Raw genomic sequence first — 25,211 nt, 5'->3', positions numbered from 1 at the left:
TACCAAGGGGGCTCTGCAGCCCGATACCCCAGGTGGATCCCATGCCGTCGAGACTTTGACCCCAACCCCGCCGAACCCTGGTCCGGATCGGACACCAGGTGATCAAACCGAGCACTCCACGAGAACGACGCAACCCTGGCGCGTAGCCGCATGCCGAAGATCAGTTACGTGACAGCCCGTAGTGTCCTGCGCCTGGGATCCGTCGCCGGATCCTTCGTTACTGAGGTCTGATGCGTGATGTCGCTGGGTCGACGTCTTGAACTGCGAAGACGAGGGTTCGCCGCGCGGCATCGTGCGCAGATCACCAGTAACGGGCTCTCCCGCATTGGTCGTGAGGCGTGTTGGCCTTGCTCCTGAGGGAAGGGCCCGCTTCGCGGAGCTGCGCTAGTAGTAGCCCTTCGTGCCGTCGAGTAGCTCCCGGACGATGTCCGCGTGCCCCGCGTGTCGCCCCGTCTCCTCGACGAGGTGGATCAGGATCCAGCGGAGGTTGGCGCTGCCGTCGCGGAAGTCGGGGTGGCGGCCGGCGTCGTCCAGGTCGGCCGCGGCAACGATCTCGTTGCTGCGGGCGCACTGGGCCTCGTACTCCGCGAGGAGCTCTGCGAGGGGGCTGCCGTCGGTGTGCCAGTCGGCGTTCTTGCGTGACTCGTCGAATGCGGGGTTCTGCTTCTTGTCGCCGCCGAGGAACAGCACTTCCAGCCATATGTGCTCGGTCCAGCGCATGTGGGAGATGAGACCGGCCATCGTCATGGCCGGTGAGGTCGGGATGACCGGGCGGCGCGCGTCCTCGTCGCTCAGCCCTTTGCATTTCCAGCGCAGGATCTGCCGCTGCAGGTCCAGCCAGCCGATGAGCGCGGTGCGTTCGTCCGCTTGGCGCGGGGGGCGTTCCAGTTCCGATGACATGCCGGCGCACGCTACCAGGGCGGTCGCGAGGGGGCACCTGGATGACGGGCTCTTCCGCGATTTTCGATCTTGGTCACGGTTGGGGGCATCGGGGTGTTACTGGTGATCTTCGCATGATGCCGCGGGTCGGGCCCTCGTCTTCGCAGTTCAAGGCGCCGACCCAGCGACATCACGCATCAAACCTCAGTAGTTACTGGAAGATGACGAACGGGTGGATGTCCAGGGCGCCGTCCTCGGCGTTCCAGCCCCTGACCTTCCCCAGGCAGCTGCCGGAGAACTCGCCGGCGGGAGTGTGCCGGCGCAGGCCCGCGTTGGCGCAGGCCAGACGGACGTGGGCCGAGGGGACGGCGGAACCGACGCCGGCGTAGGAGGCGATGAAGACGGTGGTGCCGCTCGGGTCCTCGGAGGTCCGGGCGGCCAGCCGGAATCTTCCCTTGACCAGCACGTAGTCCTCGACGTGGCTCAGCAGGGTGCTCTTGGGCAGCGGATCGGACTGGCCGAGATCGCTCAGCAGTTTGACGAGCGCCGGGTTCTTGCGGAGCGTGCCGGTCTTGAGGTTGGCGTGGACGATGCCGTTCCCTTTCTCGATGGCGTCGACGAGGATTCCGATCACCTCGATGGGGGTGTGGGTCTGGACGTAGTTGGTGATCAGCTGTTCCCCCCGGGTCTTCTCGAAGCCCAGCGTGCCGTCCGGGCTGGCGCCGCTGACCGTGTAGCCGCCGTTGGTCTGGTGCTCGACCGCCTGGACGAGGGCCGCGGAGTGACGGCCCATCTGATAGCTGTCGGTGATGGCGGAATCGTCCAGGTAGACGCAGATGCCCTGGGTGAGGTCCAGTCCCGTGATCCGCTGCGCGCGCAGTTCCAGGAAGCAGTACACGATGAGGAAGATCAGGCTCGCGACAGCGGCCGCCCAGATGGACAGGAAGCACCACCACTCGCCGAACCAGAGCTTGGACATGGCCGTCGCTTCCTTGTCGCGGGGGCGGTCAGGGTCGCGCGGGCGGTCAGGAGAGGATGCGCTTGCAGCCGGCGACTGCCTGGAGGATGGTCTCCAGGGCCTTGGGCGAGGGCAGGAGGGCGCGGGTCCGGTTGACCGTGGCGGGTGCGGGCAGGTTCCGGCTCCCCAGGAAGGTCCGGAGCTGGTCCTGGCCATGGGCGTCCAGGCCGGTGTGGAAGCCGAGCTCGGTTGCCCGTTTGCGCAACTCGGGGTCGGTGTCGATGAGGACGGCCAGTTCGTCGGCCCGGGGTTTCAGCGAGATGATGCGCGGCTCGGTCACGAACGCGCTGTCCGGGTAGAGCAGGACGCGGGTGGTGTCGGGTTTGCCCTTCGCCGACTTGTGGTGGAGTTGGTAGGCGAGGTACTGGTGCTCGTAGACCACCGGGGTGGGCGCGGAGTCCTCACCGTTGACGAAGGAGTCGAAGCGGTCGCTGGCCGGGCGTCCCTGGGCCTCCAGCAGTGGTTTGACGGCCCTGCCCACATCGTCGGCAGATGCCTCGTCCACTGTGCGGCTGCCGTGGTAGGAGAAGGCGACCTGGCTGACGTAGGTCTCCGCGGAGTTCGAGTCGCAGTACGGCGAGGTGTAGGCGGCGACGACGTTGTTGTTGATCCGGCCCGGATTGAGCCCGAGATTGCTCCAGGTCGTGTCGCTGCGGGCGAGGTCCAGGAACTTGGCCAGGTCGAGGTCGTAGTACAGGGTGTCGGCGGAGGCGGTGCCCTGGGGTGTCGCCGCTCCCCTGCCGACCAGGGCCTCGGCGTAGGCCCGGTAGGTCGCGATGACGAGTGGGCTGGTGAACGGCAGCTTGATCATGGCGTGCTCGTGCGCCGCTTCCCGGCGTTCTTTGATGGTGTCGGCCGCCGCCTGCCCGGAGGGGAAGACGAAGTCGTACTGGCTGAGGTCACCCTCCGCGACCTGACGCGACCCGGCGACGTCCACGGTGACCTTGATCCGGTGGCGCATCAGGATCCGCCGCACCTCCGGATCCGTGAAGAGGTCGGCCTTGGAGGCCACGCGCCCCTTCAGCTCGACCACGGGCACCCCCGGGACCGGGAGGTTGCCGGTGAGGGCGAGTATCCCGGTGGCGAGCACGAGCACGGCGAAGGGGAAAGCAGCGACTCGCCGGAATCGCCGACGGGCCAGGAAGAACGGGCGTCTGCCCGCGATCCCGAGCGAGGGCTCTTCGAACACATCGGCAGGGTCCACAATTGACAGAGTGTCAGACACGTTACGAGGGTGCGAGACTGTCGGCGGGTGTTCACCAACCAGTTGTGGGTTCGTTACTTCCGCCAGGAGGGCGGGCCGCGCCAGTTGTGACTGAAGCGCTTCAGTCGACCGGTGGCCGGTTGAGTTCGCGGGCTGAACGTCCGGCGGTCAGGGCGGGCCTGTCGCACATCACGCCGAACGAGCGCCTTGGCGACCGGCTCATCGCTACGCCGTGCGTATGTCATCCGCTCGCGCACGACGCGCAACGTTCGGGCCGGTATCCAGAGCCGCCGCCCCGCAGCAGCTCTTGTGGAAGCCCACACCGGCGTTCAGCAGCACTGTGAGAGTCCGCCAGTAGGCCCCCACCGGGCAGACTGGATAGACCGGACAGCGAACGTCGCGAGCGCGGAGGTGACGGTTCGGGAGAGAAGTCCTGCCCGCGGTCGATCCGTATCAGCGCGGGCAAACCGCCGATCGGCCCGTACGGGCCGTCGCCGTCACGGGACAGTGCGATCCGCGCGGTATGCGTGGCCTGGTGGTGAAGGTTCGGGTGGCCGGGGAGTTCGGTGACGCCGAAAAGGACGATCCGCGCGAACTGCGTCTACCGTGTACTCCCCCGCGCCCCTGGTCTGTTGCCGGTAGGGCACGGACTGCGGCTTCCGGCCCTGCTGCCCGGGAGCCGCGGCGGGAGGCGTGGCCGTGGAGCGGGAGCGGGCCGCGCGCATGTCCCGGATCCGGGACATGCGCGCGGCCCGCTCCCGCTCCACGGCCACGCCTCCCGCCGCGGCTCCCGGGCAGCAGGGCCGGAAGCCGCAGTCCGTGCCCTACCGGCAACAGACCAGGGGCGCGGGGGAGTACACGGTAGACGCAGTTCGCGCGGATCGTCCTTTTCGGCGTCACCGAACTCCCCGGCCACCCGAACCTTCACCACCAGGCCACGCATACCGCGCGGATCGCACTGTCCCGTGACGGCGACGGCCCGTACGGGCCGATCGGCGGTTTGCCCGCGCTGATACGGATCGACCGCGGGCAGGACTTCTCTCCCGAACCGTCACCTCCGCGCTCGCGACGTTCGCTGTCCGGTCTATCCAGTCTGCCCGGTGGGGGCCTACTGGCGGACTCTCACAGTGCTGCTGAACGCCGGTGTGGGCTTCCACAAGAGCTGCTGCGGGGCGGCGGCTCTGGATACCGGCCCGAACGTTGCGCGTCGTGCGCGAGCGGATGACATACGCACGGCGTAGCGATGAGCCGGTCGCCAAGGCGCTCGTTCGGCGTGATGTGCGACAGGCCCGCCCTGACCGCCGGACGTTCAGCCCGCGAACTCAACCGGCCACCGGTCGACTGAAGCGCTTCAGTCACAACTGGCGCGGCCCGCCCTCCTGGCGGAAGTAACGAACCCACAACTGGTTGGTGAACACCCGCCGACAGTCTCGCACCCTCGTAACGTGTCTGACACTCTGTCAATTGTGGACCCTGCCGATGTGTTCGAAGAGCCCTCGCTCGGGATCGCGGGCAGACGCCCGTTCTTCCTGGCCCGTCGGCGATTCCGGCGAGTCGCTGCTTTCCCCTTCGCCGTGCTCGTGCTCGCCACCGGGATACTCGCCCTCACCGGCAACCTCCCGGTCCCGGGGGTGCCCGTGGTCGAGCTGAAGGGGCGCGTGGCCTCCAAGGCCGACCTCTTCACGGATCCGGAGGTGCGGCGGATCCTGATGCGCCACCGGATCAAGGTCACCGTGGACGTCGCCGGGTCGCGTCAGGTCGCGGAGGGTGACCTCAGCCAGTACGACTTCGTCTTCCCCTCCGGGCAGGCGGCGGCCGACACCATCAAAGAACGCCGGGAAGCGGCGCACGAGCACGCCATGATCAAGCTGCCGTTCACCAGCCCACTCGTCATCGCGACCTACCGGGCCTACGCCGAGGCCCTGGTCGGCAGGGGAGCGGCGACACCCCAGGGCACCGCCTCCGCCGACACCCTGTACTACGACCTCGACCTGGCCAAGTTCCTGGACCTCGCCCGCAGCGACACGACCTGGAGCAATCTCGGGCTCAATCCGGGCCGGATCAACAACAACGTCGTCGCCGCCTACACCTCGCCGTACTGCGACTCGAACTCCGCGGAGACCTACGTCAGCCAGGTCGCCTTCTCCTACCACGGCAGCCGCACAGTGGACGAGGCATCTGCCGACGATGTGGGCAGGGCCGTCAAACCACTGCTGGAGGCCCAGGGACGCCCGGCCAGCGACCGCTTCGACTCCTTCGTCAACGGTGAGGACTCCGCGCCCACCCCGGTGGTCTACGAGCACCAGTACCTCGCCTACCAACTCCACCACAAGTCGGCGAAGGGCAAACCCGACACCACCCGCGTCCTGCTCTACCCGGACAGCGCGTTCGTGACCGAGCCGCGCATCATCTCGCTGAAACCCCGGGCCGACGAACTGGCCGTCCTCATCGACACCGACCCCGAGTTGCGCAAACGGGCAACCGAGCTCGGCTTCCACACCGGCCTGGACGCCCATGGCCAGGACCAGCTCCGGACCTTCCTGGGGAGCCGGAACCTGCCCGCACCCGCCACGGTCAACCGGACCCGCGCCCTCCTGCCCTCGCCCAAGGCCCTGGAGACCATCCTCCAGGCAGTCGCCGGCTGCAAGCGCATCCTCTCCTGACCGCCCGCGCGACCCTGACCGCCCCCGCGACAAGGAAGCGACGGCCATGTCCAAGCTCTGGTTCGGCGAGTGGTGGTGCTTCCTGTCCATCTGGGCGGCCGCTGTCGCGAGCCTGATCTTCCTCATCGTGTACTGCTTCCTGGAACTGCGCGCGCAGCGGATCACGGGACTGGACCTCACCCAGGGCATCTGCGTCTACCTGGACGATTCCGCCATCACCGACAGCTATCAGATGGGCCGTCACTCCGCGGCCCTCGTCCAGGCGGTCGAGCACCAGACCAACGGCGGCTACACGGTCAGCGGCGCCAGCCCGGACGGCACGCTGGGCTTCGAGAAGACCCGGGGGGAACAGCTGATCACCAACTACGTCCAGACCCACACCCCCATCGAGGTGATCGGAATCCTCGTCGACGCCATCGAGAAAGGGAACGGCATCGTCCACGCCAACCTCAAGACCGGCACGCTCCGCAAGAACCCGGCGCTCGTCAAACTGCTGAGCGATCTCGGCCAGTCCGATCCGCTGCCCAAGAGCACCCTGCTGAGCCACGTCGAGGACTACGTGCTGGTCAAGGGAAGATTCCGGCTGGCCGCCCGGACCTCCGAGGACCCGAGCGGCACCACCGTCTTCATCGCCTCCTACGCCGGCGTCGGTTCCGCCGTCCCCTCGGCCCACGTCCGTCTGGCCTGCGCCAACGCGGGCCTGCGCCGGCACACTCCCGCCGGCGAGTTCTCCGGCAGCTGCCTGGGGAAGGTCAGGGGCTGGAACGCCGAGGACGGCGCCCTGGACATCCACCCGTTCGTCATCTTCCAGTAACTACTGAGGTTTGATGCGTGATGTCGCTGGGTCGGCGCCTTGAACTGCGAAGACGAGGGCCCGACCCGCGGCATCATGCGAAGATCACCAGTAACACCCCGATGCCCCCAACCGTGACCAAGATCGAAAATCGCGGAAGAGCCCGTCATCCAGGTGCCCCCTCGCGACCGCCCTGGTAGCGTGCGCCGGCATGTCATCGGAACTGGAACGCCCCCCGCGCCAAGCGGACGAACGCACCGCGCTCATCGGCTGGCTGGACCTGCAGCGGCAGATCCTGCGCTGGAAATGCAAAGGGCTGAGCGACGAGGACGCGCGCCGCCCGGTCATCCCGACCTCACCGGCCATGACGATGGCCGGTCTCATCTCCCACATGCGCTGGACCGAGCACATATGGCTGGAAGTGCTGTTCCTCGGCGGCGACAAGAAGCAGAACCCCGCATTCGACGAGTCACGCAAGAACGCCGACTGGCACACCGACGGCAGCCCCCTCGCAGAGCTCCTCGCGGAGTACGAGGCCCAGTGCGCCCGCAGCAACGAGATCGTTGCCGCGGCCGACCTGGACGACGCCGGCCGCCACCCCGACTTCCGCGACGGCAGCGCCAACCTCCGCTGGATCCTGATCCACCTCGTCGAGGAGACGGGGCGACACGCGGGGCACGCGGACATCGTCCGGGAGCTACTCGACGGCACGAAGGGCTACTACTAGCGCAGCTCCGCGAAGCGGGCCCTTCCCTCAGGAGCAAGGCCAACACGCCTCACGACCAATGCGGGAGAGCCCGTTACTGGTGATCTGCGCACGATGCCGCGCGGCGAACCCTCGTCTTCGCAGTTCAAGACGTCGACCCAGCGACATCACGCATCAGACCTCAGTAACGAAGGATCCGGCGACGGATCCCAGGCGCAGGACACTACGGGCTGTCACGTAACTGATCTTCGGCATGCGGCTACGCGCCAGGGTTGCGTCGTTCTCGTGGAGTGCTCGGTTTGATCACCTGGTGTCCGATCCGGACCAGGGTTCGGCGGGGTTGGGGTCAAAGTCTCGACGGCATGGGATCCACCTGGGGTATCGGGCTGCAGAGCCCCCTTGGTAGGGTGCGCCGATGTCATCGATCAAGCACTTCCAAGTCACCTTCGACTGCGCAGAACCTGAGCGCCTCGCTCGCTTCTGGTGCGAGGTGTTGGGGTACGTCGTGCCGCCGCCACCGGAGCGGTTTGCCACTTGGGACGACTTCAAGCGCGCGCAGCCGCCCGAGCAGCGGGACGCATGGTTTGCCTGCATCGACCCTTCAGGCGTGGGCCCGCGACTGTACTTTCAGCGCGTCCCCGAAGGGAAGGCTGCCAAGAACCGGGTGCATCTCGACGTGCGGGTCGGCACCGGACTCGTAGGCGAAGAGCGCCTCGCCGCGCTTGAGGCCGAGTGCGCACGACTGGTCCCGCTCGGGGCGGTATACGTACAAACGCTGTATGACGGCAATGATTCATGCATCCCGATGCAGGACATCGAGGGCAACGAGTTCTGTATCGACTGAGCATCCTCCGAGCCGTCAAGCCGCCTCCATTGGACCTCTCTGGTCCGGTACAGGGCGGGAGTTACCCCGTGAGGGCGAGGTTGTGCAGCCGGGCGATGCCGAGCATGGCGGTGTGAACGCCATCGCCCTTCAGGCGGCAGTCGCGGAGGATCTTCCAGGTCTTCATCCGGGCAAAGACGTGCTCGACGCGGGCGCGGACCTGCTTGTGGGACTTGTTGTGGGCCTGTTTCCAGTCGGGTAGATCCTCTTCCTTGCGGCGGCGGTGCGGCATCACGAGCCCGGTACCCGGGTAGCCGCCATCGGCGATGGTCATCGTGTTGCCGACGGCGGTCTTCGCGCCGGACTCCGCCCAGGCCCGGCAGTCGTTGCGATTGCCCGGCAGCGGCCGACCGACCACCACGACCAGGCGGGTGTCGGCGTCGATGACCACCTGATGGTTGGTGGAATAGCGATAGTTCTTCGACTGCTCGGCAACCTTGTGGTCCCGGGTGGGCATCAGGGTGCCGTCCACGATCAGCACCGCGTCCTTGGCGAACCGCTGGCGGGGATGCAGCGCAAGCCTCGGGCTGAAGTCGTCGATCACCCGGTCCGCGGCCGACTTCGACACCCCGAATAGCGGGGCCAGTTGCCTCATCGTCAGGTTCGTCCGCCAGTACGCGGCGACCAGCAGCACCCGGTCCTCCAACGACAGCTTCCACGGCCGGCCCCGGCCCGGGGCGCCGGCACCCTCGCGACGCAGCGCGGTCACCAACTTGCCGAAGGCGCGCGGGCTCAACCCGGTAAACGGGGCCAATTAGAACGGCTCGGAGGCCGTGATCACACCTGACACGGGCAAGATCATCGCAGAGCAAGATCACTTACGGGACAGCCCTTAGCTTGATCTTTAACCTTTGACGTCGAACGGTGCGTCGAACTCGATCACTCGGTTCGGTAACCGCCGTACACGGAAGCGGCCTTCGTCTGGATCATGTGCTCCGACCAAGGAACACACACGTCCAGCGCGAAGGCCGTGAGGATGAGTCTGCTGCATTGTGATGCCCGGCGAGAGCCGTTGGCGGAACTGTCACGCTTCCGGGATGACTTCTACTCCTGCCTGACCGCTCGTTCGGACGGGCTGTTCGAGCTGGCTGATGCTGTTCTGTGCGGCGACGGGCCGGTGAGATCGCTGGCCGAACTGTCGCTGGTGGGCGAACACCGCCGCGGCCACGGCGGGCTCTACGCCGCTGTGGCTCACGGACGGATCGACATCGCCCGGCTGCGGCAGGCACTGGCGGCGGTGCCGCTGCCGCGGGCTGCCGACGGCCGACTGGTCCTGGCCGTCGACGTCACGTGCTGGCTGCGGCCCGACGCCCACACCTCACCCGAGCGAATCCTGTGCCACACCTACGGCCGGGGCAAGGACCAGCACATTCCCGTCCCCGGCTGGCCCTACTCGATCATCTGCGCGCTCGAGCCCGGCCGCAGCTCATGGACCGCACCCCTGGACGTGCTCCGCCTGGCACCCGGGGACGACACGGCGACGGTCACCGCCCGGCAGCTGCGCGAACTGGTCGGGCGATTGATCACGGCGGGGCAGTGGCGAGCGGGAGACCCGGAGATTCTGATCGTCGCGGATGCCGGATACGACGCGCCCCGCCTTGCCCACCTGCTACGGGATATGCCGGTCCAGATCCTGGCACGGATGCGTTCGGACCGAGTCCTGCGCCGGGCTGTCCCGGCCCGGCAGCCCCACACGAGGGGCCGCCCGCCGCGGCACGGCGGCGAGTTCGTCTTCGGCCAGGCCGACACCTGGGGCACCCCGGACACCGAAACCGTCACCAACACGCGCCTCTACGGCACCGCCACCGCCCGCTCCTGGAACCGCCTGCACCCCAAACTCACCCACCGCTCCTCCTGGGCCGCGGCAGACGGCACCCTTCCCATCGTCGAGGGAACCGTGATCCGTCTGGACATCGACCGCCTGCCCAGCGGAGCGACTCCGAAGCCGGTCTGGCTGTGGTGGTCCGGAACGGACGCCGGCCCTGCCGATGCCGACCGTCTGTGGCAGGCCTACCTGCGACGCTTCGACATCGAGCACACGTTCCGCCTGTTCAAGCAGACCCTGGGCTGGACCTGCCCGAAGATCCGCACTCCTCAGGCCGCCGACCGGTGGACCTGGCTGATCCTCGCCGCCTACACCCAACTCCGCCTCGCCCGCCCGCTGGCTGCCGACCTCCGCCGGCCGTGGGAGAAACCCGCACCGGCCGAACGCCTCACACCCGCCCGCGTCCGACGCGACTTCCGGCACATCCGCCCGAAAGCTGCCTGCCCAGCCGAAGCACCGAAACCGAGCCGCCCAGGCCCTGGACGGCCACCAGGCCGAAAGAACACCCGGCCAACACCCCGCCACGACGTCCACACAGTCGGCAAAACAGACACCGCAAAGCCCAGAACGAAGAAGTCCACGACTCCTCGCCCACGCCGCACAGGTTAAAGATCAAGTTAGGGCTTGCAGATGATTAACACGTTGTCTTGATCTTGTTTTCTGGGTCGCCGCTTTGGGCGAGGACTCGAGCCTGGAGGGGCACAAGGGCAGCGGGTGGGGTGGTCGCCGGTGGGATGACGATGCCGTGCGCTTCGAGTAGTTTCCTGGTCTTCAGGAGGGTGCGGTGCATGGCTGTGCGGCTGCTGCCGAAGAGTACGGCGAGAGGTTCTGCGGCCAGGGCGACTCGCAGGTGGAGCACGGTGGCCAGGACCTGTTCGGGGAAGGCGAGCCGGGGCGGGCGGCCGCGCTGGCCATCACCGTCCGGGCCCAAACTCTGTGTGAGGTCCTTCAGCTGCTGCCGGGTCATGCCGGTCAGCTCGGGGGCGTTCAGCAGTGCCTGGTCCCACTCCGGCGCCGGTGTCTGTGGGGCCCGGGCCGCCGGGATGGCGGGGTTGGACTGGGGGTGGAGGACGTAGTTCCAGTCGCCGTGGAAGCCATGGCGGGTCAGCGGCAGAGCCGCCATCTCCGCGTCACGGATCTGCACTCCGGTCGGGTAGGCGCTGGTGTCGAGTTCGGCGTGCACGCGCAGTCCGGTGCGGGTGGCGGTCGCGGCGATCGACTGGACGATGACTTCGTGGCTGGTCAGCGGGCGGCCTCGCCAGTTCATGGTGATGTGCGAGAAAAGCCGGTGCTCGATCTTGTTCCACTTCGATGTGCCCGGCCAATGCCGTTGCTTGACTACTGAACTATTGCCGTATGCAGCGTGATGGTCTTGGCCGCGACGCGGCGGGCCGGGGTTCGCGGTCGGTCCTTCGGCCGGTAGGAGTACAGCGAGTTGGGCCGCTTGAGGTAGCGGTCCGCCTCTCGGAGACGGCGGGTGCCGTTGTCGAGCTTGCGGCGGACCTTCGCCGCGAGCGAGGCCAGGAACGCCCGGATCTTCATCGGGGTGTCGGTGCGCTGGCGGACCACGCTGCGGCGGGTGTGCTTGAGTACCTTGACGAACGAGATGCGGTCCGGGTCGATGCCGTGGCCGTCGGCGAGCCGCATGATGATCCGGGTCAGGCAGTGGTGGACGACCAGGTGCGCCCACACCTCCTGGCGCACCAGTTGCGGGTCGGCCGACCGCAGGACCTCCTGGCGGCCGCGCTGGAAGGTCTTGACCTGCCGGTATGAGGACTCTGCCTCCCACCTCTCCTGATACAACGCCGCCAATTCCCTTGCCGGGTAGGTGTCGTGGTCGAAGAGGTCGGTCAGCAGCCGGATCACTTCGCCCCCGTCGACGCGGTACTCGATCACACGGACCAGCACACCGCCCGGGTGAGCCCCTTTCTGTCCCGCCAGGTTCATACGTGCCAGATAGGTGCCGTCGGGCAGGTACCGGACCGGGCGGCGTGCGACACATGAGCGGGCTCGCAGCAGAAGGTGCGCGCCGGCACTGGTGTACGCCTTCCACAGCTCCACCCCGGGGAACCCGCGGTCCATGAGTACGAGCATCCCGGCGGCCGAGGACGCCATGGCCACGGCCGGGTCACGTTCGCCGCTGTTGTAGCCGCCCACTCGCGCGTCGATGGAGGCGTGGGTGCCGGTCTCGGTCAGCGTCACGACCCTCACCTGCGGAAATCCGCCCGGCTTCCCGCTGGAGTCTTTCGGCCCGCCGAAGGCGCGCCGGTTCGCATCGTTGTCCGGCGCGTCGAGCAGGAACCCGTCGACCGCCGCGATTCGCATCCCTCGGTAGAAGGACCCCGCCAGCCCTGGCGGGGCAAGCGGACCGGCCAGGCGGTGGAAGAGCCGCTCCAGCGGCTCCGGCCCCAGACGCTCCCGGGCCCGGGTGAACGACGCCTTGTGCGGGATGCACCCGCTCAACTCCGGGATCCCGCCGACCACATGCTCGGCCACATCGTCGTAGGAGTCCTGGTGGAAGAGCGCCAGCGCGAGCGTGAAATAGACCATGAACCCCGCCGGCAACGCTCCCGGCCGACGGTCCCGCTTACGACACTCCGCCAACACCTCGTCCACCAGCCCGGCCGTCACCCACTGCGTGATCACACCCAGCCGCACTCGCTCGGATACCCCAGTCCATGGATGCACACCCGGCCCAACGACCCAGCGCTCGGCCTGTCACCCACACACTCGATGAACGTTCAAGCAACGGCATTGTGTGCCCGGCGGCAGATGGCAGACGGTGATGGTCAGGCCCGTTTCAGCTGCGAGGCGGGCGAGTTCGAGCTTCCAGGCCCGGGTGCGGTAGCCGTTGGAGCCGCCCGCGTCGGCGTTGATCAGCAGCCGCGTCGCCTGCGGGTAGGCGGCCTGGCCCTGGCCGTGCCACCATCGGCGGATCGATTCCACCGCGAACGCGGCGGTGTCGTGATCGGTGCCGACGTTGACCCAGCCGGTGTTCGCCGCCAGGTCGTAGACCCCGTACGGGATCGCCTTCCCCAACTGGGGGTTGGCGAAGTCATGCATGTTCACCGGCACCGGATCCCCGACCGGGCGCCACTGACGGCCGTTGTTCTTGAACTCGCCGACGAGCTCCTTCTTTTTGGTGTCCACGCTGATGACAGGCTGGCCGGCGTCCCGGTGCTCGCGGGCTTGCTCGTTGAGGTAGCGGAACTGTGCGTCCCGGTCCACGTGCTGGCTGCCCTCAAGCGTCTTGGCATTGGCCTGCAGGCTGAAGCCCTCCTCCCGCAGCAGGTCAGCGACGGTGTCGGCACTGACCCGGTGCCCGGCCCGAGTTAGTTCCCTCGCGAGCGCGCGGGTCGACTTCACCGTCCACCGCAGCGGCGACATCGGATCGCCCCGCACATCCGGCTCGACCAGTGCCAGCAGCGCGGGCCGCAGCCCGGCGTCAAGATCCGCGACCCGCCGGCGGCCCCCGCCAGGGCGCCGCACCCGCCCCAACGGGGCCTCGCCAGCCTCCAACTCGAACACGCCCTTGCGTACCGTCGTCTCACTCACCGCGGCCGCCCGCGCAACAGCCCGAACTCCGCCATGACCCAGGACACGAGCCTCGGCAGCCATCAATAGTCGCCGCTGCCGCTCGTCCAGGTGCGGGAACAACACTGCGAACTTCACAGCCAGGTGGTCACGAGTCTCGTCCGGGATGCGCATACCACACCAACGAGCTCCAGAACGGGAAGCAACACCTTGATTCCCCGCAAGCCCTTAGATGATTGATTCCAAGGGTTAGTGGTCGTAGGCGGTCAGTGAGCGGATGACGGGTCCGCCGCTCTTGTGGTTGTGCCAGATCGCGGCGGTCCGGCGAGGAGTCGCTGCAGGACGCGGACGGTGACTCCGGCGGGGGTGCGGCCGCCGTGTCGTTCGAGGTCGAGCTGACCTCTCAACGTCTGTATGACCGACTCGATCACCTTTCGCAGCGGTTTGAACAGCTCGGCTCCGGCCCGCTCGGGTTCACCCTTGCGGGCCGGCCGCAGCAGCCGAACTCCAAACCGGCCAGATCGCGCTCGAAGTCGCGGCCGTAGTAGTTCTGAGCCCGGCTGGCGTCCACCAGGACGACTGCTCCAGCGACAAGGAGGCCGCGGCCGTTCTCGGTATCGACGCCACCCTGGTCTGTGCGTACGCCACCACCGGCTACCTCCCCGCAGGCACCGAGCGCCACGGCCGAACGTGGTGGACGCGCCGGAGCATCGACACTCGCCGCGACTCCGCAGTCCACGGTCCGTGAGGTCGCCTCATGGATCCACGACCCACCCCGAGCACCTGCGGGACGAAGATGCCGACAAGCTGCACGGCCTCCGGGCCCGTGATCCCGGGATGGACCGGCTCACCGGTCACATCAGGAAGTTCGCCGCGATGATGACCGGACTTCACGGCGACCGCCTCGAGGACTGGATCGCCGATGCCGAACAGGAGGACCTCGCTCCGCTCGCTGGTTTCGCCCGCAACCTCCGCGGCGACTCCGAAGCTGTCCGCAACGGCCTATCTCTACCGCATAGTTCCGGCGTGGTCGAGGGCAAAACATGCCGGAGTCTTTCAACGCGTTCAGGGTGTCCATGGTGATTCGGTCGTGTTGGCTGGAGCATTAGGGGTTGGGCGCGGGTATCGGCTGTTCGGCGGCCCGGCTGACGGGTTCCCAGGCCGCCCATGCGGCCATCCGCTGGTGCGCCAGATCGAACGCGAGGTCGTAGGCCGTGCCACCGAGCAGCAGGCGCCGCGGAGGGTCGTCGCTGTCGACCAGGGTGAGCAGGGCCCGGGCGGCGAGCTTCGGGTCGCTGTCGACCGACCCCTGCGCGAACTGCTTCTCCAGCTCCTCCCGCAGCGAGGCGTAGGGACCCAGGGCGCTCGTGTTGCGCATCGCCGTGTAGAGGTCGGTCCAGTAGCCCCCGGGGTGGACGATGCTCACCTTCACTCCAAAGCCGGCCGCCTCCAGGGCCAGCGCCTCGCTCATGCCCTCCAGCGCGAACTTGCTCGCGCTGTAGAGCCCGGTGCTCGGAAACCCGCCCAGGGCGGCGATGCTGGAGATCTGCACGATGTGTCCGGAGCCCTGATGCCGGAGCGTGGGCAACACGGCCTGGCTCACCCACAGTGCGCCGAAGAAATTGACGTCCAGCTGGGCTCTGGCCTCGGCTTCGGTGAACTCCTCGACCATGCCCATCGCCAGCATCCCGGCGTTGTTGACGACGATGTCGAGCCGCCCGAAATGGCCGACCGCCTCCGCGACAGCCGCGCGCACCGCCTCCCTGTCGGTGACGTCGACACCGAGGGGGAGTACGCGCCCAGGAGGGTGTGAGGCGGCCAGCTCCTCCAGTGGCCCCATGGTGCGCGCGGCGGCTGCGACGTGGTCGCCCGCGGCGAGCGCAGCCTCGGCGAAAGCACGCCCGAGCCCTCGCCCCGCGCCCGTAATGAACCAGACGCGATGGCCCGGTGTGGATGACGCACGCATGGTGTCTCCCTCTCTCGACTAGACGAGACGTTGCGTCTCGTTGATTTTCAGCATGAGGGCGGATGAGGCAATTGTCAAGACGGACCGTCTCGTTTCGTCCGCCTGCTAGGTTGGGGCCATGACCAAGCAGTCGAAGAGCCTCCCCGATGCCGGCCGCCGCAACGAAGCCTCCCGCAAGGCCATCCTGACGGCCGCCTTCGACCTGGTCGGTGAGGTCGGTTTCGCCAAGCTGAGCATCGAGGCCATCGCCGCGCGTGCGGGCGTGGGCAAGCAGACGATCTACCGCTGGTGGCCGTCCAAGGGCACCGTGCTCTTCGATGCGTTCCTCATGCTCAGCGAGGACCACGCGAGCGGCGACCCCGCGCTGCCCGACACCGGCGACATCGAGGCCGACCTCAAAACCGTCCTGCGGGCCACCGTCGACGAACTCAACGACGCCCGCTACGACGAGCCGCTACGGGCCCTCAACACCGAGATCGTGCACGACCCGGAACTTGCGGCGGCGTACGCCGAGCGTCTACACGAACCCATGCGGCGGATCAAGCGCGACCGGCTTCGCCGCGCCCAGGAGGCCGGTCAACTCGACGCCGACACCGATCTGGACCTCGCGGTCGAACTGCTCTGGAGCCCGCTGCTCAACCGCTGGTTGCAGCGCACGGGGCCGTTGACCGCGGAGTACGCCGACCGAGTCGTCGAGGCCGCGCTCCACGGGCTGCGGCCCCGCACCGAGGCGGCGTCGCACACCCGCACCGGCCAGGCCGCCGGGAAACCCTCGCGCGGATAGCCGGCTACTCAGGCAGCGGCTGCGTGGCTGCGCGCCTGGCTGACCGCCTGGCCCGTCAATCCGTCCCGGCCGGTGGCCCCGTCACGGAAGCTTAAACGCCCTCCAGTGCCCCCGCGCCCCGCCCCCCCCCGTTACCGTCTTCGTGGCTCCGCAATGGGGCTACCGGCCTTCGGGTCCGGCATGACTTCCCCCTTGTTGCGGTTGATGATCCGGGGGGTGGTGTCACCGGGCCCGGAGGCATCGACGGACCGCTAATGAGGGGCTTGAGCACCGGCTTCACCCTGGCCGGAAGAGTTCTCCGTAACGGGGGTGTGGCAGCTCGATGCCGAGGCAAGTGCTTGGTAGCGGGCGCGGTGTCACACGCTCCACGGCTCCAGGACACTCCACGTGCCCTCGACCGCCTCGAAGACCAACTCCGAGCCTTCGAAGACCTCCTGCCCACTCCCCGGACGAAGGCCGCCAAACGCTCAGCGCACAGTCGACCTGCATCAGCCCATCGAACCGGGTGAACTGCGGGGGATCGTAGAGCACCCCCGCAGGAGAGCCCTGGCTCTCGTCGATCCGAAATCGCTTCACGTCGACCAGGTCCAGGCACACCGGCTCCCAACGCAGGGCCTCGTCCACCACCCGAACGTCGATCACAAGTCTGACGGCCCGCCCCCGTGGTTTCCGTCCGAACTCCTGGTCAAGGATCACCCGGCGGACACAGGAATCACCGAACTCGTAGCGTGCCGGCAGTGCCGCGATCCCGTGATCGGTCAACGCGTACGGCCCAAGTCTTCGAGACGGTACCGGTGCTCTGAGATCCACTCTGCTCCCTTGTCGAGGTGCCCATAGGAGGAGGAACACCCGCAGCCCCCAGCGAGGCGGGTACCTGGGGAATTCGGGCTCTGTCGGGGATCTTGTGATGCTCCGTTAGAGGCAGGGGCAGTGGGTCACTTTGCTACCTGTCCTGTCGGCGTAACCGGCTCAAGGCGCAGAAGCTCTTCGGCGGAACAGCCAGAGTCAAGGTCCTCTACCAGACACAGATTGAGTCCGTGCTCGTCTCGCCGAACCTGAACTGACAGAAGACAGGAGTCCTTCGGGTCGTCGATGCGCACAGAGATGGCGTCGCCGCTGGTGAACGTGTCATCGGCGAACATGAAACCCGAGTCGTCCGGCGAGCTGAAGAAGCTCCAGCGTCCGGTTGCCGTGTCCGGGCACGATGTGCCTCCCAACATCGCGCTGTTCAGGCTTTCCCCCGTCATACCGCGGTCCGCCCGCAATCGAAGCCGAGCGCCGCCCGGACTACTCCACTCGCCCGTCAGCGCCGACTGATCAATGCGAGCCGCGTCTCCACCTGCATCAGCGCAAGCAACGCAGGCCCACGCCAACGCGGCGACCAGAGCCGACCACCGTCTCGCTGAAGTGCTCATCCACATCCCACCTCCACACCTGACTGAACGCGTTCAGAATAGACGGCAGGTTCAGGCGATCTCACAGCGGGAGGTCGCTGTCGCAAGGTCAGGGGCCCAGCAGTACACGTTGGCGTAGGAGGTCGAGGTTGGCTCGGCCGTAGGCCATGCGCTTGATGAGCTTGACGCGGGTGACGTGGCCCTCAACCTGCCCGGAGCTCCATGAGGTGGAGAGTCCTGCGGTGACGGCGTCGAAGTCTCGTCTTAGGCCGCTGACCAGGGAATGTAAGGCCGGGAGGTCGTCGGCAAGGACACGGTCCATCCAGTTGGGGAGTTGGTCTCCGCGGAGGTGGTGGAGCATTTCAGCGAAGTCGTGGACGTGCCGTGCGGCAGCGTCGAGGTGAGGACAGGCCGTGCGGATCTCCTTCAGTTCCGCGGCGTCGGCGGCCGCGAGGTGCTGGGGGTTGGTCATGATCCAGCGGACGACGCGTCGAGGTTTCGGGGCCGACCTGGGCCGCGGCCGGGACACCGGCTGCTGCTTCCGTCCTGGTTGGCGGAGAGGTCTGAGACGCGGAAGTAGCGGCGGAGGCACTGGACGCTCCCGGTGAATCCGCGGTCGACCAGTTCCCGGTGGAGCTGGGGAATGTCGTGACAGCCCTCCAGCCAGCGGGCGTGGAGGTAGGGCTTGTGCTCATCCAGGAGAGACAGCCTGCCGGTGGCTTTGACCAGGAGTTCATCGAGGCTGTCGGCTCGGACGAAGCGGCGGACGGTGGAGTGGTCCAGCCGCAGTGTCCGGCCGATCGCCGCCAGCGACTTTCCCTCGGCCAGCAGAGTCTGGACCGCCGCGTATCTCTCTGTCGTGCGGGCCACCAGGCGCCGGGGTTGGCCGCTGACGTCGAGCGTGCTGTCCGGCGGGACGAACGGCACGGCCATCGGTCTGGACGGCTCCGGCGTGACCAGGTCCCTCGCGGTCGCCTCCGCCATTACCGCGGTCTCCGCGAACGCGGCCTGGATGCACCCGTGGTGGGATCCGACCGTTCTCTCCACCGCATCCGCGACGTTCCGCCACAGATGCCAGGCATCGGCGACCTGCATCGCCTGCGGGGCGCCGGTTCGGGCTCCCTCCGCGTAGGCGCCGGCCCGATCCCGGCAAATCACCTCCACCTCCGGGTGTCGACGAAGCCACACGGCCAGCGGCTCGGCCTCCCGGCCGGGCAGGACATCGACCGGGCGGCGGGCCTCCAGATCAACCAGGATCGTCGCGTAGGAGTCGCCCTTGCGCAGAGCGAAATCGTCCACTCCCAGGAACCTGACGGCGCCAACCGGTGGTTGCGGAACCGAGCGGAGCAGGTCCAGCAGGGCGTCCTTGGCGATACGGATCCCGAGGGCCGCGGCCAGGCGGGCGCCGGGACGGCCCGCCAGGCACAGAGCGATCGAGGCAAGCATCGACCGCAGCATCTGCGTCTGCCGGGCATGCGGCCTGGTCAGCCCCTCGATCTGCTCGGCGAACGGCACAGCCGGGCACCGGCTGCTCAGACACTTAAACCGGCGCACAGTCAGCTCGATGACTACGGGGCTGCCGGCCACGGGCGCGTCGCCGAGCCGGCGGACGTACCGGCCGTGCACCCGCCACGACGGCATGCCGCATCCCGGGCATCTCACCGGCGACGCCTGACACCCCGCGCGAAGCGTGATGACCCCTGCCGTTCGCTTGATCGACTCGATGACAACACCGGACAGATGCGGCAACAACCGCCCCAAAACCCCTGAACCGCACACCCGGAGACTGCCCAGCTCAGCCCGGCGACATCACAAGATCCCCGACAGAGCCGAACTACGCGACCGTCCACAGACGGTCACGGTTCCGGGGACCGAGGCGGCCGCGCTGATCGTCCCGAGCCTGGCCCCATCTCTGACCGCCGTCCTTGACCAGCGCAAACTCCTGGCCGGGCGGATCGAGGAGCTCCTGGAGGCTCACCCTCTTTCGAAGGTCCTGAGGTCGATGCGGGAGTCGGCGTCAGGACCGGAGCACGGATTCTGATCGAGGTCGGTGACTGCAGCACGTTCCCGACCGCCGGCCACCTCGCCGCCTACGCCGGTCTCGCGCCCGCGACCCGCAGTTCCGGGTCCTCGATCCGGGGCGAACAGCCCTCCCGCAGGGGAAACAAGCAGCTCAAGAGGGCCTTCTTCCTCTCCGCATTCGCGGCCTTGGGCGACCCGGCATCGCGGGCCTACTACGACAAGAAGATCGCCCAAGGGAAGCACCACACTCAGGCTCTGCTCTGTCTCGCCCGGCGCCGGGCCGACGTCCTCTTCGCCATGCTCCGCGACGGAACCTTTTACGAACCCCAGCCTGTTCGGGCCGTCGTCCCACAGATCTAGACCATGGTCAGGAGGTGGTCCGTGGGTCCGTAATCGATCTTCCATTCGGCATAGACCCCCACGGCGCCATCCCTCCGGCACCGCAGCCCAACCGTCACCCATCGGACCAGCCCGTCGTCGGCAAGCGAGAACGCGACTGCCACCTCGAACTCCCGGCTTCCGCACGGGCAGCCGGCCTCGCCAGGATCCGCGTCCTCCCAAAACTCCTCACTATCAGCAATGAACGCGTGGACGCCGCAACCAACACACATGCGCTCGGCTCCGCCCTCGACATCGTCAAAGAGCACGAGGAACACACGCCCGCCACAACCGCCACAGACGGAAGACACGATCATCACCGGACGGCTGTCGTCAGCGCTCCGGAGAAGCACCGCGAGATCCGCAGAAACACCCTCGCCAACCTGATCATCAGCATGCACAGGCACATCGTTCCAGACGCCCGAACCAGCCCTCCTCCACCTTGACCAAACATATAGGGGCACCCACCCCCGACGGACGGCGGGGAGCCCGGACCGGGGCTCCCCGCCGTCAGGCCGGGGTGGCCGCCGGGGCGCGGTGGGCAGCACCGTGGATCAGACCTCAGCCGGGGCCTCCTCCTCGGCCGGGGCCTTCTCCTGCGCCGGAGCGGCGGCAGGGGCCGCCGAGGGTGCCTGCTCCTTCGCTGCGGGCCGGGGCGCGGAGTACATGACCGAACCATGCTTGTTCTCCTTCTCGACGACGCCCTTCTTGGCGAGGCCTCCAGGGTGTTGCGGACCACCTGGACGGAGGCCGGGCGCTCGGGGTGGGCCTGCGCCGGTTCGGCGGCGACCTCACTGTCCATGCGGGGTTCCGCGGCCTCGACCAGCAGGGTCAGGACGAGTTCGCGCCGCGGGGGCTCCGTCACCTGGGGCGCCTGCGGTTCGGCGGACTTCTTCGCGGTGGTGGTCTTCGCGGTGGCGGCGGTCTTGTTCGCAGTCGCTTTGGCGGGGGGGTTTCTTGGTGGTGGCCTTCTTCACCGCCGTCGCCGCGGTATTGGTGGCCGTCCCCGCGGCCTTGCCCGGAGCCGCCGGAGAGGCCGTGGCCGGAGCCGCCGCCTTCCCCGAAGCGGTAGCCGCCGCCCTTCCTGATCTTGTTCGTGGCTGGTGTGATCACGGGGTCTGCGCCGTGCGGCCTGGCCGCGCGGTGCCTGACCCTCGGCATTAGGTTCGGTCACAGACACCGTCCCGGCGGCCACCGCGCGCAGCCAGGCGGCGACCTGGCGGGCTTCGTGGGTCAACAGAGAGGATCGGCAAAGGCAGGCCGCCGGACGGGCGGCGCGGCTAGCGGGCGGAGGGCCCTGCGTCACCCGTCCGGATGACGCAGGACCCTCGCGTACGCGTAGGCGACTTATGCGGTGGTGTGCCCCCAACTCGCCCCGCAATCAGAGCTATTAAGGCCGACCGCCAGTAGATCGCCCTGGAGGCGTACGACCGCATGATCGGCCTCGATCTCGGCGAGATCTCGGTCGACGGCTGCATCACCAAAGCTCCGTGCGGCGGGGAGAAGGCGGGACGCTCGCCCGTCGACCGGGGCAAACAGGGACTGAAACGCTCGGTCGCCTCCGACGCGTGCGGGGTCCCGCTGGGGATCGTGTCCGATGGTGCGAACCGTCATGACTCACCGCTGCTCGGCCCCACCCTGGCAGCGGTCAGGGAACAGGCCGGCACGATCCCGGAGGCGGTCAACGTCAACCTCGACCGCGGATACGACAGAACCAAGTCCCGTGTAATGGTAGCCGAGTTGGGATTCACGGCCGCGATCGCCCGCAGGGGAGTGCCCGCCCCGATCCAGGCCGTCAAGCGTTGGGTGATCGAGCGCACGCACTCCTGGATGAACGACTACGGCAAGCTGCGACGCTGCACCGAGCGAAGCGGCGAGGCCGTGGACTTCTATCTCTATCTCTACCTCGCCGCCGCTCTCGTCACGCTCCGCATGCTCATCCGGCGCTCGACGAGCCGATATCGCTGGGACGATCCGCCCACCGCCCGGCGCCTCAAGTGATCCTTTTTCCGGTCGGTCTAAGCGGCATTGCCCAACCCGGAACGTTCACAGCCCCGCTGGTGATGGTTGGGTGTTGAGGTTGGGCAGTTGTCGAGGAATGACTGGGCCCGGGTTGTTGGATTGGCTGGTCAGTGGAGTGAGCGTCCGCTGGGCTGGCGGGCGGCGTGGCGCCCCCTCCACGGCATTCATACAGATGTATTGAACAATCGTCATAGACGTATGTATGGTTGGTCTCGGTAAAGGCCCGTAATAACACGAACCGAGGGAGTACAACCGTCATGGCCGTCCAGCCCACCCGTGCCACCCTGACCGTCGCCGGCCGCGCCCTGTCCTATCTCGACTTCGGCGGCACTGGCCGCCCCCTCGTCACCCTGCACGGCCACCTCTCAGAGGGGGCGTCCTTCACTGCCCTGGCGGCAGCCCTCGGCCCGGAGTGGCGGGTGATAGCCCCGGACCAGCGCGGCCATGGCGACTCCGACCGTGCCCCCGAATACACGCGGGCCGGCTACGTCGCCGACCTCCTTGCCCTCGTCCACCACCTGGGCATCGACCGCGCGGTCTTCCTCGGTCACTCCCTCGGCGCATTCAACGCCTTCCACCTAGCCGCCGAACGCCCGGAACTGGTCGAAGCGTTGATAAACGTCGACGCAGCGGTCGACTTCCCCGACCACGGAACCAGACCCCTCGCCTTCGTCCTCAACTTCCCCTACACCGCAGCCACCCGCGAGGAACTGGCCGCCGCCTGTGGACCCCTCGCCACCGTCCTTGGCCCGTTGCTGCGCCCGTTGCCCGACGGCGCCGGCTGGCGACTGCCTTTCCACCCGCAGGACACCGTGGACTCCGAGAACCTCGTTCATGGCGACCACTGGAAACAGTGGCTCGCCACAGACTGTCCCGCACTCCTCATCCATGGACTGCGCAGCCAGGTCCTGCCCGCCGAACAGGCCGATGCCATGTGCTCCAGGCGCCCCGGCACGGTCTACCGCGCCCTGGACACCGACCACTTCGTCCAACAGGCCGACCCCGAGGGCTTGGCGATCGCGGTCCGGGAGTTCCTCGCGGGCATCTGAACCTGTGATGACCGGTCCGCCGCACCAGCCGCCGACGCTGCCGGACCGAGCGGAAGAACCTAACCCGGTGTTCTCGCTGTAGGCCCGCGCATTGTCGGTCGGTACCCGTTCGACGGTGACGCCCAGGGACGCGAACCCGGGTCCGTTGCGGGGGCGGGCCTCCCCTCAGGGCGAGAAACCCACTCCCTTTCGCCTGATCGAAGAGCGCCGTTGAGATGCCCGAACGGCTGGCCTCGATTTCCCGGCGCAGGAGAACAGGTATCCGCCTCGGCCATGACCTCGGAGGTAATGGCTCGCCCCTGTGGCACCGGGCAAGGATGGTGCCACGCCCCACAGCCACCCCACGGAAGGACCCGCGTCATGCCGTACTTCGAGTCCACGACCGATCGCACTCGCCTCCACTTCGTCGACTACGGTCCGGCGAACGGACCCGTCATCGTCTTCGTCAACAGCTCCTACCTCAGCACCGAGATGTGGGAGTACCAGATGCTGCCGCTCGCGGCCGAGGGGTTCCGGTGCGTGGGGTTCGACCGCAGGGGACACGGCAGGTCCGAGGACGTCTGGGGCGGCTTCGATCTCGACACGCTGGCCGGGGACCTGGGCTCTCTGCTCGACCACCTGAACCTGCTCGACGTCACGCTGGTCGGGCACTCATTCGGCACCGTCGAGGTCGTACGCCACCTGACCCTCGACGGTGGTGAGCGGGTGGCCCGGGCCGTTCTCGTCAGCGGGATGGCGCCCGGACCGGCCCGATCTTCGGATCACGCCGACGGACTGGATCCGCAGCTCATCCGCGCATTCAACGAGACCTTCCGGCAGGACCGCGCCAAGTTCTTCACCGACGGGGCGGACGCCTTCTTCGCCCGCCACCTCCCGGGCCCTGCGGTGTCGGACGCGTACGTGGCGCACATGGTGGCCCTCTGCCAGGGAGCGACGGCACGGGCCGGGACGGCCCTCAACGACCTCCTGCCCTCACTGAACCTCGTACCGGAGCTGGCGAAGATCGACCGACCGGTCCTCGTCGTGCACGGCTCCGCCGACGCCTCCGCCCCGCTCCACCTCACGGGACGTCGCGCGGCCGCCATGATTCCGGGAGCAACACTCCACGTGTACGAGAGCGCGGGCCACGGGCTGTTCGCGACCCATGCGGACCGTCTCAACGAAGACCTGCGCGCCTTCGCCCGTACCTGACAGTCGTAGAAGGTTCGTAGACCGTCTCGCTGTGATGTACGAACCGACGGCGCGTACGGCTTTCCGCTTGAAGCCCACTGGCCGACCGAGTCGGGGCGCCGCCAGTGAGGGCGCGACGGCTGCCCTGCGACCTGCAGCCAGCGGGAGAAGTCCCTTGCCTCGACGCGGCTGGCCCGGTCCCACGGCACCTCGACAGCCCAGAGGCCTGTTAACTGCACCATGTCCCAGTCGTGATCCAGGGTGGATCGTCTGGGTGCTTTCAGGAGTGTGGGTGTGGTGGAGGACGTGCGACGTGCCCTGGTGGAGGGGAAGTGCTCGGTTCCCGAGCTCGGCGCGATTCGTTGCCCTGCGGATCCGGGCCGCCGGCCGCGAGGTCCGCAAAGCCGTCGACGGGCCGGAACTGCCCGCGTGCTGGCTGCTGGCCGAATGGCCTGCCGATCAGGCCGAGCCGATCCAGTTCTGGTTCTCGAACCTGCCCGCGGAGACACCGCTGACCACACTCGTGCGCCTCGCGAAGCTCCGCTGGCGCATCGAGCACGACTACCGCGAGATGAAGCAGGCCCTGGGCCTGGCCCACTTCGAGGGCGGCACCTGGGCCGGCTGGCACCACCACGTCACCCTCGTCTCCGCCGCCCACGCCTTCTGCACCCTCCAGCGACTGGCCGGAGCCCCAAAAGCCACGGCGCCGGTCTGAGCCTCTACCGAATCGTCCGCGAACTGCAGAGTCTCCTCGCCGCCTGGGCCGGCGCCTGCCCCACCTGTCACCGCGACATACCCACCCTCGCACCGACCTGACCAAGCCCTACTAGGGCCTGTGTGATGTCGTGATCATTCGGGAGCCTTCAGCAGGTCGTCGATCCAGATCATTGCGGCGCGGAGGTGGAGGCCGGCGAGGTAGCT

General features: G+C 67.9%; 19 protein-coding genes and 8 pseudogenes. 13 read left to right on the top strand and 14 right to left on the bottom strand.

The genetic code is table 11. The features are described 5' to 3' along the window. Window positions 1–384: 384 nt before the first annotated feature. The 4 genes and pseudogenes from ABZY44_RS26255 to ABZY44_RS26240 form a co-directional block, all read right to left on the bottom strand. The gene (locus ABZY44_RS26255; RefSeq protein ID WP_356657886.1) at window positions 385–900 is read right to left on the bottom strand and encodes a DinB family protein; all 516 of its coding nucleotides are present in this window, start codon (window positions 898–900) and stop codon (window positions 385–387) included. A gap of 190 nt (window positions 901–1,090) precedes the next feature. Then, the gene (locus ABZY44_RS26250; RefSeq protein ID WP_356657888.1) at window positions 1,091–1,858 is read right to left on the bottom strand and encodes a hypothetical protein; all 768 of its coding nucleotides are present in this window, start codon (window positions 1,856–1,858) and stop codon (window positions 1,091–1,093) included. A 46-nt stretch (window positions 1,859–1,904) separates the two neighbouring features. Then, window positions 1,905–3,122 (bottom strand): hypothetical protein, encoded by a 1,218-nt coding sequence (locus ABZY44_RS26245; RefSeq protein WP_356657890.1) that lies wholly within the window; start codon window positions 3,120–3,122, stop codon window positions 1,905–1,907. Between the two features lie 164 nt (window positions 3,123–3,286). Beyond that, window positions 3,287–3,461: pseudogene (locus tag ABZY44_RS26240) on the bottom strand (deoxyxylulose-5-phosphate synthase); the annotation flags it as partial. A gap of 746 nt (window positions 3,462–4,207) precedes the next feature. Between ABZY44_RS26240 and ABZY44_RS26235 the strand changes: the two are divergent. From ABZY44_RS26235 to ABZY44_RS26215, 5 genes and pseudogenes are all read left to right on the top strand, one after another. Then, window positions 4,208–4,382: pseudogene (locus ABZY44_RS26235) on the top strand (deoxyxylulose-5-phosphate synthase); the annotation flags it as partial. Window positions 4,383–4,546: 164 nt separating this feature from the next. After that, entirely contained in the window at window positions 4,547–5,764 is a 1,218-nt protein-coding gene (locus ABZY44_RS26230; RefSeq protein WP_356657890.1) for a hypothetical protein, read from the top strand. A 46-nt stretch (window positions 5,765–5,810) separates the two neighbouring features. Beyond that, window positions 5,811–6,578, top strand: a complete 768-nt coding sequence (locus ABZY44_RS26225; RefSeq protein ID WP_356657888.1) for a hypothetical protein — start codon at window positions 5,811–5,813, stop codon at window positions 6,576–6,578. Window positions 6,579–6,768: 190 nt separating this feature from the next. Beyond that, window positions 6,769–7,284: a DinB family protein gene (locus ABZY44_RS26220; protein ID WP_356657886.1), complete on the top strand. Its 516-nt coding sequence runs from the start codon at window positions 6,769–6,771 to the stop codon at window positions 7,282–7,284. A gap of 394 nt (window positions 7,285–7,678) precedes the next feature. Beyond that, window positions 7,679–8,107, top strand: coding sequence for a VOC family protein (locus tag ABZY44_RS26215; protein WP_356657884.1), 429 nt, complete (start codon window positions 7,679–7,681; stop codon window positions 8,105–8,107). Window positions 8,108–8,168: 61 nt separating this feature from the next. Here ABZY44_RS26215 and ABZY44_RS26210 read toward each other — a convergent pair whose 3' ends face one another. Then, a complete protein-coding gene (locus tag ABZY44_RS26210; protein WP_356657882.1) occupies window positions 8,169–8,900 on the bottom strand; it encodes a transposase in 732 nt (243 codons plus the stop codon). A gap of 222 nt (window positions 8,901–9,122) precedes the next feature. Between ABZY44_RS26210 and ABZY44_RS26205 the strand changes: the two genes are divergently transcribed. Further along, the gene (locus ABZY44_RS26205; RefSeq protein ID WP_356657880.1) at window positions 9,123–10,580 is read left to right on the top strand and encodes an NF041680 family putative transposase; all 1,458 of its coding nucleotides are present in this window, start codon (window positions 9,123–9,125) and stop codon (window positions 10,578–10,580) included. 25 nt (window positions 10,581–10,605) lie between these two features. Here the strand turns inward: ABZY44_RS26205 and ABZY44_RS26200 are convergent. The 4 genes and pseudogenes from ABZY44_RS26200 to ABZY44_RS26185 form a co-directional block, all read right to left on the bottom strand. After that, window positions 10,606–11,292, bottom strand: a pseudogene (locus ABZY44_RS26200) (ISAzo13 family transposase); the annotation flags it as partial. A gap of 17 nt (window positions 11,293–11,309) precedes the next feature. After that, the gene (locus ABZY44_RS26195) at window positions 11,310–12,617 is read right to left on the bottom strand and encodes an IS4 family transposase (RefSeq protein ID WP_356657878.1); all 1,308 of its coding nucleotides are present in this window, start codon (window positions 12,615–12,617) and stop codon (window positions 11,310–11,312) included. Window positions 12,618–12,728: 111 nt separating this feature from the next. Then, window positions 12,729–13,679: pseudogene (locus ABZY44_RS26190) on the bottom strand (ISAzo13 family transposase); the annotation flags it as partial. A 75-nt stretch (window positions 13,680–13,754) separates the two neighbouring features. Further along, window positions 13,755–14,058 (bottom strand): annotated as a pseudogene (locus ABZY44_RS26185) (IS982 family transposase); the annotation flags it as partial. 284 nt (window positions 14,059–14,342) lie between these two features. On the opposite strand from ABZY44_RS26185, the gene ABZY44_RS26180 reads away from it, so the two are divergent. Beyond that, window positions 14,343–14,588, top strand: coding sequence for a hypothetical protein (locus tag ABZY44_RS26180; protein ID WP_356657876.1), 246 nt, complete (start codon window positions 14,343–14,345; stop codon window positions 14,586–14,588). Window positions 14,589–14,610: 22 nt separating this feature from the next. Here ABZY44_RS26180 and ABZY44_RS26175 read toward each other — a convergent pair whose 3' ends face one another. After that, window positions 14,611–15,471, bottom strand: a complete 861-nt coding sequence (locus ABZY44_RS26175) for an SDR family NAD(P)-dependent oxidoreductase (RefSeq protein ID WP_356657874.1) — start codon at window positions 15,469–15,471, stop codon at window positions 14,611–14,613. A gap of 118 nt (window positions 15,472–15,589) precedes the next feature. On the opposite strand from ABZY44_RS26175, the gene ABZY44_RS26170 reads away from it, so the two are divergent. Continuing rightward, window positions 15,590–16,255: a TetR/AcrR family transcriptional regulator gene (locus ABZY44_RS26170; RefSeq protein WP_356657872.1), complete on the top strand. Its 666-nt coding sequence runs from the start codon at window positions 15,590–15,592 to the stop codon at window positions 16,253–16,255. Between the two features lie 935 nt (window positions 16,256–17,190). Here ABZY44_RS26170 and ABZY44_RS26165 read toward each other — a convergent pair. The 3 genes from ABZY44_RS26165 to ABZY44_RS26155 all read right to left on the bottom strand — a co-directional run bounded on the left by ABZY44_RS26165 (window position 17,191) and on the right by ABZY44_RS26155 (window position 19,398). Continuing rightward, a complete protein-coding gene (locus ABZY44_RS26165) occupies window positions 17,191–17,670 on the bottom strand; it encodes a hypothetical protein (protein ID WP_356657870.1) in 480 nt (159 codons plus the stop codon). A gap of 88 nt (window positions 17,671–17,758) precedes the next feature. Further along, window positions 17,759–18,121 (bottom strand): transposase, encoded by a 363-nt coding sequence (locus ABZY44_RS26160; RefSeq protein ID WP_356657868.1) that lies wholly within the window; start codon window positions 18,119–18,121, stop codon window positions 17,759–17,761. Further along, window positions 18,118–19,398, bottom strand: a complete 1,281-nt coding sequence (locus ABZY44_RS26155; RefSeq protein WP_356657866.1) for an ISL3 family transposase — start codon at window positions 19,396–19,398, stop codon at window positions 18,118–18,120. Before ABZY44_RS26155 ends, ABZY44_RS26160 begins: the two co-directional genes overlap by 4 nt. 100 nt (window positions 19,399–19,498) lie before the next feature. Between ABZY44_RS26155 and ABZY44_RS26150 the strand changes: the two are divergent. Beyond that, window positions 19,499–20,031, top strand: a pseudogene (locus ABZY44_RS26150) (transposase); the annotation flags it as partial. On the opposite strand, the gene ABZY44_RS26145 reads toward ABZY44_RS26150, so the two are convergent. Then, entirely contained in the window at window positions 20,028–20,450 is a 423-nt protein-coding gene (locus ABZY44_RS26145) for a hypothetical protein (protein ID WP_356657864.1), read from the bottom strand. The pseudogene ABZY44_RS26150 and the gene ABZY44_RS26145 sit on opposite strands and share 4 nt — an antisense overlap. A 1,009-nt stretch (window positions 20,451–21,459) precedes the next feature. Here ABZY44_RS26145 and ABZY44_RS26140 point away from each other — a divergent pair. The 4 genes and pseudogenes from ABZY44_RS26140 to ABZY44_RS26125 all read left to right on the top strand — a co-directional run. Beyond that, a pseudogene (locus tag ABZY44_RS26140) lies at window positions 21,460–22,050 on the top strand (transposase); the annotation flags it as partial. Window positions 22,051–22,328: 278 nt separating this feature from the next. Next, window positions 22,329–23,120 carry an alpha/beta hydrolase gene (locus ABZY44_RS26135; protein WP_356657862.1) on the top strand — a complete coding sequence of 264 codons (792 nt, stop codon included), beginning with the start codon at window positions 22,329–22,331 and terminating at the stop codon, window positions 23,118–23,120. A gap of 360 nt (window positions 23,121–23,480) precedes the next feature. Beyond that, complete coding sequence (locus ABZY44_RS26130) at window positions 23,481–24,311, top strand: alpha/beta hydrolase (protein WP_356657860.1); 831 nt, start codon at window positions 23,481–23,483, stop codon at window positions 24,309–24,311. Between the two features lie 331 nt (window positions 24,312–24,642). Continuing rightward, window positions 24,643–25,005: pseudogene (locus tag ABZY44_RS26125) on the top strand (transposase); the annotation flags it as partial. Between the last annotated feature and the right edge of the window lie 206 nt (window positions 25,006–25,211).

Source organism: Streptomyces sp. NPDC006544, from assembly GCF_040611715.1.
GTDB lineage: Bacteria > Actinomycetota > Actinomycetes > Streptomycetales > Streptomycetaceae > Streptomyces.
The sequence above is the reverse complement of the archived record's forward strand: the minus strand, read 5'-3'. Positions and strand labels throughout refer to the sequence as shown.

What these genes read in the sequence shown, in the direction of transcription:
- ABZY44_RS26255 (WP_356657886.1), bottom strand. Translation starts at nt 900, where the DNA reads ATGTCATCGGAACTGGAACGCCCCCCGCGCCAAGCGGACGAACGCACC.
- ABZY44_RS26250 (WP_356657888.1), bottom strand. Translation starts at nt 1,858, where the DNA reads ATGTCCAAGCTCTGGTTCGGCGAGTGGTGGTGCTTCCTGTCCATCTGG.
- ABZY44_RS26225 (WP_356657888.1), top strand. Translation starts at nt 5,811, where the DNA reads ATGTCCAAGCTCTGGTTCGGCGAGTGGTGGTGCTTCCTGTCCATCTGG.
- ABZY44_RS26220 (WP_356657886.1), top strand. Translation starts at nt 6,769, where the DNA reads ATGTCATCGGAACTGGAACGCCCCCCGCGCCAAGCGGACGAACGCACC.
- ABZY44_RS26215 (WP_356657884.1), top strand. Translation starts at nt 7,679, where the DNA reads ATGTCATCGATCAAGCACTTCCAAGTCACCTTCGACTGCGCAGAACCT.
- ABZY44_RS26205 (WP_356657880.1), top strand. Translation starts at nt 9,123, where the DNA reads ATGAGTCTGCTGCATTGTGATGCCCGGCGAGAGCCGTTGGCGGAACTG.
- ABZY44_RS26180 (WP_356657876.1), top strand. Translation starts at nt 14,343, where the DNA reads ATGGACCGGCTCACCGGTCACATCAGGAAGTTCGCCGCGATGATGACC.
- ABZY44_RS26175 (WP_356657874.1), bottom strand. Translation starts at nt 15,471, where the DNA reads ATGCGTGCGTCATCCACACCGGGCCATCGCGTCTGGTTCATTACGGGC.
- ABZY44_RS26170 (WP_356657872.1), top strand. Translation starts at nt 15,590, where the DNA reads ATGACCAAGCAGTCGAAGAGCCTCCCCGATGCCGGCCGCCGCAACGAA.
- ABZY44_RS26165 (WP_356657870.1), bottom strand. Translation starts at nt 17,670, where the DNA reads ATGAGCACTTCAGCGAGACGGTGGTCGGCTCTGGTCGCCGCGTTGGCG.
- ABZY44_RS26160 (WP_356657868.1), bottom strand. Translation starts at nt 18,121, where the DNA reads ATGACCAACCCCCAGCACCTCGCGGCCGCCGACGCCGCGGAACTGAAG.
- ABZY44_RS26135 (WP_356657862.1), top strand. Translation starts at nt 22,329, where the DNA reads ATGGCCGTCCAGCCCACCCGTGCCACCCTGACCGTCGCCGGCCGCGCC.
- ABZY44_RS26130 (WP_356657860.1), top strand. Translation starts at nt 23,481, where the DNA reads ATGCCGTACTTCGAGTCCACGACCGATCGCACTCGCCTCCACTTCGTC.